Annotated in this window: 6 protein-coding genes; all 6 read left to right on the top strand. The window is 71.6% G+C overall.

The features are described from left to right. Positions 1-310 precede the first annotated feature (310 nt). Genes ACIBF5_RS31955 through ACIBF5_RS31930 form a run of 6 tightly spaced genes read left to right on the top strand, consistent with a single transcriptional unit; the run spans position 311 to position 8,337 of the window. Positions 311-1,603, top strand: a complete 1,293-nt coding sequence (locus tag ACIBF5_RS31955; protein ID WP_396816618.1) for a hypothetical protein — start codon at positions 311-313, stop codon at positions 1,601-1,603. Next, complete coding sequence (locus tag ACIBF5_RS31950) at positions 1,600-2,586, top strand: glutamate ABC transporter substrate-binding protein (protein WP_396816617.1); 987 nt, start codon at positions 1,600-1,602, stop codon at positions 2,584-2,586. The genes ACIBF5_RS31955 and ACIBF5_RS31950 overlap by 4 nt, the downstream gene beginning before the upstream one ends. Positions 2,587-2,588: 2 nt before the next feature. Beyond that, positions 2,589-3,755, top strand: a complete 1,167-nt coding sequence (locus tag ACIBF5_RS31945; protein ID WP_396816616.1) for a hypothetical protein — start codon at positions 2,589-2,591, stop codon at positions 3,753-3,755. Beyond that, positions 3,752-5,992 carry a tetratricopeptide repeat protein gene (locus ACIBF5_RS31940; protein WP_396816615.1) on the top strand — a complete coding sequence of 747 codons (2,241 nt, stop codon included), beginning with the start codon at positions 3,752-3,754 and terminating at the stop codon, positions 5,990-5,992. The genes ACIBF5_RS31945 and ACIBF5_RS31940 overlap by 4 nt, the downstream gene beginning before the upstream one ends. 1 nt (position 5,993) lies before the next feature. Continuing rightward, positions 5,994-7,061: a PP2C family serine/threonine-protein phosphatase gene (locus ACIBF5_RS31935; RefSeq protein WP_396816614.1), complete on the top strand. Its 1,068-nt coding sequence runs from the start codon at positions 5,994-5,996 to the stop codon at positions 7,059-7,061. Beyond that, on the top strand, positions 7,054-8,337 hold the full coding sequence (locus ACIBF5_RS31930) for a VWA domain-containing protein (protein ID WP_396816613.1): 1,284 nt from the start codon (positions 7,054-7,056) through the stop codon (positions 8,335-8,337). Before ACIBF5_RS31935 ends, ACIBF5_RS31930 begins: the two co-directional genes overlap by 8 nt. Positions 8,338-8,339 lie beyond the last annotated feature (2 nt).

The raw sequence follows: 8,339 nt of genomic DNA, 5'->3' as shown, positions 1-8,339 counted from the left end.
CACGGGAGAGCGCACAACCGACCGGGAAACCGGCGGCATGCAGGCCCTCGGCCCTACCGTCAGTGATCATCATCTCTCCAGTTCCCGACCCGACTGAACGGTGTGCCGTGCTGTCGGACCTAAGCTTGGCGCCAGGGAAGCATCAAATCCAACGAATCATTCCGATGATCATCATCTCTCTGAGTGATGCGCATTTTGTGACCTTCGCGCTATACGTCGCGTCTGTCGCCCTCAATGGCGAAGCGTCTACGCCTTGACGACCGTGGATACCTTGACCTGACAGTCGGCGTACGGACACGGGGAGCTGCCGTTGCTGAATCGAGTATGGCGTCCGTTGCGGCGACGGGCCGCGACCAGCCCCGGCCAGCTCACCTTCGCGCTGGTCGCCGTGGTGGCGCTGAGCCTGGCATTCGGCCTCGTCGGCGCTCTGACCATGCGTGACAGCGTCACCCTCGTCCGGGACGTGAGCGTACGTAGCGGACCGCTCACCGTGCAGGCCCAGGACATCTACCGGTCGCTGTCGGACGCCGACGCGACCGCGGCCAGTGCCTTCCTCGCCAACGGCGTGGAACCGGCGGCGCTGCGCACCCGCTACCTCGACGACATCACGCACGCCACCACCACCGTCGCCGCCGCACTGCGCAGCGCCGAGGGCGACAGCGCCGCCGCCCTGGACGTCCTGGTCGTGCAGGTGCCCGTCTACACCGGACTCGTCGAAGCCGCCCGCACCTACAACCGACAGGGCCTGCCCCTCGGCGGCGCCTACCTGCGCGAGGCGTCCGCCCTGATGCGACAGACCATCCTGCCGGCGGCGCAGGAGCTCTACCGTGCCGAGTCCCAGCGGCTGACGCGGGCGCAGAGCGCCGTCTCCCGGGTGCCGTGGGCGGCGGCGCTACTCGGGCTGGCCCTGCTCGGGCTGCTCATGGTCACCCAGGTACGGCTGCGGCGGATGACCAACCGGGTGCTCAACCGGGGACTGCTCGCCGCGACCCTGGCCTCGGTGGTCGCGTTCGGCTGGATGGCGATCGCGGTCACCGGCGCCGCTACCCGGATCAACAACGGCGCGCAGGAGGGATCGTTGCAGGTCGGAATCCTCGCCGAAGCCCGGATCACCGCGTTGCAGGCCCGCGCCGACGAGGGACTGACGCTGATCGCCCGCGGCGACGGCGCCCAGTTCGAGCAGGACTTCACCGTGATGATGGAGCGGCTCGTCGGCGCTGACGGAACCGGCGGCCTGTTGGAGAGAGCCAACCGGCAGGCATCCGACGAGGCAGCCCGCTCGACCGTGGAGGAAGCACGCTCCCACGCCCGGGCCTGGCTCACCACCCATCGCAAGGTACGCGAGCTCGACGACAGCAGCCAGCACCTGGAAGCGGTGCGACTCGCGACCGGAACCGGACCGGACAGCGCGGCCAACGCGGCCGGTCAGCTCGACGCGGCACTCGCCAGAGGCATCACCGACGGCCGTCAGCACTTCGACCGGCAGGCCGAGACCGCCAGCAACATCCTGCGAGGCGCCGACCTCGCGGTCGCACTCCTGGCCGTCCTGCTCGCGGCAGCCGGATCGTTCGGGCTCTACCAGCGGATCGCGGAGTACCGATGAACGCTCGACGACTGATGATCGTGGGAACCGCCGCCCTCCTTCTCCTGCCCGGCTGCTCGGCTCCGGACAACCGACCACCGTCGGAACCGGCTCCGGCCGCCGCCTCGGTGCCCCGGCCGCTCAACGTCAAGGACCCGGCCGACGTGCCGAGTCCGCCCGCGTCACCACCGCCCGAGTGCGACCCCCGGGCGAGCCTGCGTCCCCCGGCGACGATGCCGACACCGGGGAGGATGCCCGAGGGGACGGCGATGGCGGCGATCGAGAAGCGTGGACGGCTCGTCGTCGGCATCGACCAGAACGCCTACCTGATGGGCTTCCGAGACCCCATCTCCGGAGAGCTGACCGGCTTCGAGGTCGACCTGGCCCGGGAGATCGCCAGGGCAATCTTCGACGACCCGAACGCCGTGCAGTTCCGGGCGATCACCACCGCCGACCGGATCCCGGTGATCCAGCGGCGCGAGGTCGACATGGTGATCCGTACCGTCACCGCCACCTGCGAACGGATGCAGCTGGTCGCGTTCTCCAGCGAATACTTGACGTCGTACCAGCGGCTGCTGGTCAACCGGGGCTCGGGCATCAAGAGCTTCGACGACCTCGCCGGCCGCAAGGTCTGCGCCACCCGGGGCAGCACCAGCATCGTGAAGATCCAGAGTGCGGCGTCCAGGCCGATCGCCGTCTCGACCGACAGCACCCTCGACTGCCTGGTCCTGTTGCAGCAGGGCCAGATCGACGCGGTCTCCACCATCGACGTACTCCTGCTCGCCCTCGCGGCCCAGGACCCGGGCACCGAGGTCGTCGGCGAACCGATCACCGACGAGCCCTCCGGGGTGGCCATGTCGCTCGACACCCCGGAACTCGTCCGGTTCGTCAACGGCGTACTCGCCCGCATCCGCGCCGACGGCACCTGGACGTCGCTCTACCGCCGCTGGCTCGGCCGGTTCGGCGACGTACCGCCACCACCGGCCGCACGCTACCGGGACTGACCGTGGGCAGCGGCATCGGACGGCTGGCCCGCCACGAGATCGACGACCAGATCAGCAAGGTCAGCCAGGGGTGCGAGACGATCGCCGCAGCGCTCTACACGATCGACGCCCACGAGACCAACGGGTACGTCCGAACGAACGACCTCGGCGGCGCGACCGGGGAGTTGTGGCAGGCGACCCGACCACGGATCGGCCCGCTCTGGGAAGGTTTCGCCAACGTGCGGGACCACCTGGAGCAGATCAGGGGCGTACGCGGCACCCGCAACCGGCTCACGGACGCGACCCTCCTCGAACTGTCCCGCCTGCTCTACTCGCCGGTGTCCGGCTTCGACCTGAGGCCGCACGCGGCTGTCACCGCCCTCAACGCGAGCTGCCAGGAGGTGATCAGGGTCCTCGACCGGATCGCCTCCGCCCGGGCCGAGGTGGCGGCGTGGGCAGCGGAACTGGCCACCGGGCTGAGCGACCTGGCCACCGCCGAGACCAACCTCACCGACGGATCCGACACCATCGCCGCCCGGCTCCGCGCGACCTGCCAACAGCTCCAGCACGCCGCACTGGCCGACCCGGTCGGCGCCGTTCTCGACCCCGGCGAGCGGGTGCGGCTCCGCTCCACCGTCACCGCGACCGCCGCGCGGTTCACCGCGCTGGCCGGGATCCGGGACACGGTGCCCGGCCGGATCGCCGCCCTCCACCAGACACTCGCGACGGTCACCGCCGCGCAGGACCGGGCCCACGCGGCGTACGAGCGCGCCACCGACAGGATCGCCGACCCGGGTCTGGCGGAGCCCGTGGATCCGGTGCCCGAACTGTGGGCGGCGGCCACGTCCCTGGTCCGGCGCACCCCGTCCGAAGCCGAGGGCTGGGCCACCGTCGCGGACCAGTTGACCGCGTTGGAGGGGGAGGCGTCGGCCGCCCTCGCCGCCGCCGCCGACCGTACCCGGGTCGCTGACGGGCTGATCGGCCGCCGCGACGAGCTGCGCGGACGGTTGGAGGCGTACCGGGCGAAGGCGGTGCGACTCGGCCGGGCCGAGGAACCTCGGCTCACCGGGCTGTACAGCACCGCCCGGGACCTGCTCTGGACCGCCCCGTGCGACCTACGGGCGGCGACCCGGGCGGTCCACGCGTACCAACAGGCACTGACCGGCAACGTCGAGAGGAGCGCGGGATGACCGCGTGCGTGCGCCCGGACTGCATCGGCTCGTACGGCCCGGAAGGTTACTGCGACGAGTGCGGGCGCCGGGCACCGGTCGGTGGGGCACAGGTGTCGGCCGGCTCGTCGGCCTCCGCCAGTTCCACCCCCAGCGCCGCGATGACGCACGGTACCGCCTCGTCGAGCGGTCGGACCGGCACCCGGACCACCGGTCGCGGACGACTCGGCGGGGGGTTGCTCGACGTACCCCGGATGCCCCGACGCGACCCCACGACGGCGATGCTGAACGACCCGCAGGTGCCGGAGTCACGCCGCTACTGCGCGACCTGTGGCCGACCCGTCGGGCGTAGCCGCGACGGGCGCCCCGGTCTCGTCGAGGGCTTCTGCACCAACGACCGGACGCCGTACTCGTTCCGCCCCGCGCTCGACCCCGGCACCGCCGTCGCCGGCCGCTACGAGGTGCTCGGCACCCTCGCCTACGGCGGACTCGGCTGGATCTACCTCGCCCGGGACCGCAACGTCGGTGACGAGGTCAGCGACCGTTGGGTGGTGCTGAAGGGGCTGATCGACTCCGGGGACGCCGACGCGACCGCCGCCGCGATCACCGAGCGGAGGTTCCTGGTGGAGGTGGACCACCCCGCCATCGTGAAGATCTACGACTTCGTCTCCCATCCCGACCCGCGCAGCGGCGAGCGGGTCGGTTACATCGTGATGGAGTACGTCGGCGGCCGTTCCCTGCGCGACATCTACCTCGACCAGCCGGTGGTGGGCGGGTCCCGGCAGCCGTTGCCGCTGCCGCACGTCATCGCCTACGGCCTTGAGGTCCTGCCGGCCCTGGGTTACCTGCACGAACGCGGACTGCTCTACTGCGATTTCAAGCCGGACAACGTGCTGCACGCCGACGACCGGATCACCATCGTCGATCTCGGCGCGGTGCGGCGGATCGAGGACGATGTGAGCGCCGTCTGGGGAACGGTCGGGTACCAGGCACCGGAGGTGGCGACGGTAGGCCCGTCGGCCTCCTCCGACCTCTACACCGTCGCCCGCTCGATGGCCGTACTCAGCTTCGACTTCCGTGGCTTCAGCGCCGCCTATGTGGACAAACTGCCCGAGGCCGATGCGGTGCCGCTGCTGGAGCGGGAGGAGTCCTACTACCGCCTGCTGCGGCGGGCGACCCACCCGGATCCGGGCCGCCGGTTCGGCAGCGCCGCCGAGATGACCGAGCAACTGCTCGGCGTACTGCGTCAGGTGCTCGCCGCGGACGGGGTGCCCCGGCCGAGTGTGTCGGCACAGTTCACCGGCGAGCGGCGTGCGTTCGGCACCCGGGCCGGGCAGGTCGACGCCGACGCGAACGGGTACCAGACCCGACCCGAGGCCGCCTCGGTCGTGGCCGGGTTGCCGGTCCCGCAGGTCGACCCGGCGGACCCGGCGGCGGCGCTGCTCGCCACCGTGCAGACCGCCGACCCGGACGTCCTGGCCGAGGCGCTCTCCACCCTCGGCGCGAGCGGTGTCGAGGCGCAGCTCGCCGTCGTACGGGCCCGTCTGGTCAGCGGTGACGTGGCGACCGCCCGTACCGAACTCGCCGCCGCTGACCAGGTCGGCGACGACTGGCGCCTCGACTGGTACGACGGATTGGTCGCCCTCGCCGAGGAGCGGTTCGGCGACGCCCGGCAGGCGTTCGACCGGGTCTACGACGCGTTGCCCGGGGAGTTGGCCCCGCAGTTGGCGCTCGCCGCCACGGCCGAACTGGTGGGGGACGGCGAGACCGCGCGGCGTCTCTACGAGCGGGTCTGGCGCACCGACCACGCGTACGTGAGCGCCGCTTTCGGGCTGGCCCGAGTCCTTGCCGGCGCCGGCGACCGGGCCGCCGCCGTGGCCGTGCTCGACACGGTCCCGGAGAGTTCCAGCCACAGTGTGCTCGCCCAGATCGCCGCGGTACGGGCCCGGCTCGGTGCCGAGCCGGCGCGTCTGGCCGAGTCGGAACTGCTCGACGTCTCCACCCGGGTCGAGCGCCTCGGCCTGGATGTCGAGCGGCGGGCGCTGCTGACGGTGGAAACACTACGGGCGGCGCTCGACTGGGTACGGGCCGGCAACGGCGGGGCGGGGCGGGTGCTGTCGCACACCCTGTCGGAGCGGGAGCTGAGGTTCGGACTCGAACGCGCGTTCCGGGTTCTCTCCAAGGTGGCCGCCGACCAGGAGACTCGGATCGGACTGGTCGACCAGGCCAACGCGGTACGCCCACGGACGTGGTTCTGAGATGGCCGAATGTCCTCACTGTGCCGCCCGGGTCGACGCCCGGGACCGGTTCTGCGAGTCGTGCGGTTCGGCGCTCTCCACCGGAGCCGGCCGCCTCTCGTCCCGATCCAGCGACCGCACCTGTCGGTCCTGCCGGGCGACGGTCGGCCCAGACGGGTACTGCGACTCGTGCGGTCGTCGGTGCCCGGTCGGACGGGACCGGTGCGAACTGGACCTCGGGGGGATCGCGGCGGCCACCGACCTCGGTCACCGTCGCTCCCGTAACGAGGACGCCGTTGCCGTCGGCTCCGTACGGGCCGGCCGCGTCGCCGTCGTCTGTGACGGCGTCTCCTCCTCGCCCGACGCCGACGCCGCGGCGAACGTGGCCGCCGACACGGCCATCGACACGCTGCTGCGAGCGCTAGACGAGGGTACGCGGCCGGACGTCGCGACGGTTGCCGCCTTCCGGGCGGCGGCGCGGGCGGTGGCGACCCTGGGCCGCTCCACCGTCACCGGGGACGCGCCGAGTTGCACCTTCGTGTCGGTGGTGGTCGGCGCGGACCTGCGGGTGACGGTCGGCTGGGCCGGTGACAGCCGCGCCTACTGGGTGGACGACGCACTGCCAGGGGCACCGGAATGTCTCACCGTCGACGACTCGCTCGCGGGTCAACTCGACGCGGCCGGAGTGGACTCGACCCGGCTGTCGCTTCCGCCGGACGCCTTCGGCCTGACCCGTTGGCTCGGTGCCGACGCGCCCACCGGCGACCCCCATCTGGCCACGTTCTCGCCGTCGCGTACCGGGGCGGTGGTGCTCTGCTCGGACGGGCTCTCCCGCTATCTGCCGAGTCCGGCGGTGCTGGCCCAGTTGACCGCCGTACCGACCCGCACCACGGCCGCGTCCGCCGAAGCGGCGACCGCGTCCGCTCCGTCCGCCGCCACCGCGATGACTGCCGCGCGCCGGCTGACCACCTTCGCGCTCAACGCCGGCGGCATCGACAACATCGCCGTCGCCGTCATTCCGGTCGCCGTCGACGCGTTGTCCGGCGACCACCCCCAGACCGACCCGAGAGGAGCGCCGACCGATGAGTGATGTCAGGGCAGAGGTATTCCAGAACGAGTACCTGGCGGAAGGCGCGACGGTCGCCGACGCCGTGGTCACCGTGACGATGGGGGAGGGGCACGGCCCGGCTGTCCGTACCGAGGGTGCCGGGGCGGCCGAGATCATCATCATCGACTGCTCCGGGTCGATGCACGGTGAGCGGATGGTGCAGGCGAAAAAGGCTGCTGCGGTGGCGATCGACACACTGCGTGACGGAGTCGGGTTCGCGGTCATCGCCGGTTCGTCAGGTGCCGTCACGGCGTTCCCGTCCGGCCAGCGGCTCGCCGTCACGTCGCCGAGCAGCCGTGCCGAGGCGAAGGCGGCGGTCCGAAAGCTGAAGGCCGGGGGCGGGACCGCCATGAGTACCTGGCTGCAACTCGCCCGTGACCTGTTCCGGGAGTACCCGGTCGAGATCCGGCACGCGATCCTGCTCACCGACGGCTGCAACGGCGAGTCGGAGCGGACGCTCCAGTCCGTACTCGACACTTGTGCGGGCGAGTTCGTCTGCGACAGCCGGGGCGTCGGCGCGGGTTGGCGCGCGGCCGAACTGTTGAAGATCGCCGACACGCTGCTCGGCACCGCCGACGGGATGAAGGATCCGGCCGGTCTGGCGGCGGACTTCCAGGCGATGATCGAGGCGGCGATGGGCAAGACCATGGCCGACGTGTTCCTGCGGGTGTGGACTCCGACCGGGGGACGGCTGCGGTTCCTGAAGCAGGTGCATCCGGAGATCGTCGAGCTGACCGACCGCCGTTCTCAGGTGAGCGCCCGGGCCGGCGACTATCCGACCGGCTCCTGGGGTGCGGAGAGCCGTGACTACCACCTCTCGGTCGAGGTGGATCCCGGTGCGGTCGGGGAGGAGGTGCTCGCCGCCCGGGTGAGTGTGGTCCGGCGTGACGAGACCCTGGCCCAAGCGCTCGTCCGGGCCATTTGGACGGACGACACCGCCCATTCGACGAAGATCAACCAGCGGGTCGCGCACTACAGCGGCGAGATCGAGCTGGCCGAGGCCATCCAGGAGGGACTCGCGGCGCGAGAGGTGGGCGACGTCGCCACGGCGACCGCCCGGCTTGGCCGGGCGGTTCGGCTCGCCACCGAATCCGGACGCTCCGACACCGTGCGTCTCCTGTCCGGGGTGGTCGAGGTCACCGATGCCCGGGAGGGAACGGTGGTGCTCAAACAACGTTCCGCGAACCGTGACGTCGACGTCGACGCGGAGATCGCCGCTGTCACGTCTCGTAAGACCACCCGCGTCCGGCCTGCCTGAGG

The organism is Micromonospora sp. NPDC050417, assembly GCF_044458865.1.
Classification (GTDB): Bacteria; Actinomycetota; Actinomycetes; order Mycobacteriales; family Micromonosporaceae; genus Micromonospora_G.
Note: the sequence above shows the minus strand (reverse complement) of the source record. Positions and strands in the feature narration are given on the sequence as shown.

Coding starts and splice junctions, on each gene's coding strand:
- ACIBF5_RS31935 (WP_396816614.1), top strand. CDS start 5,994: ATGGCCGAATGTCCTCACTGTGCCGCCCGGGTCGACGCCCGGGACCGG.
- ACIBF5_RS31930 (WP_396816613.1), top strand. CDS start 7,054: ATGAGTGATGTCAGGGCAGAGGTATTCCAGAACGAGTACCTGGCGGAA.
- ACIBF5_RS31950 (WP_396816617.1), top strand. CDS start 1,600: ATGAACGCTCGACGACTGATGATCGTGGGAACCGCCGCCCTCCTTCTC.
- ACIBF5_RS31940 (WP_396816615.1), top strand. CDS start 3,752: ATGACCGCGTGCGTGCGCCCGGACTGCATCGGCTCGTACGGCCCGGAA.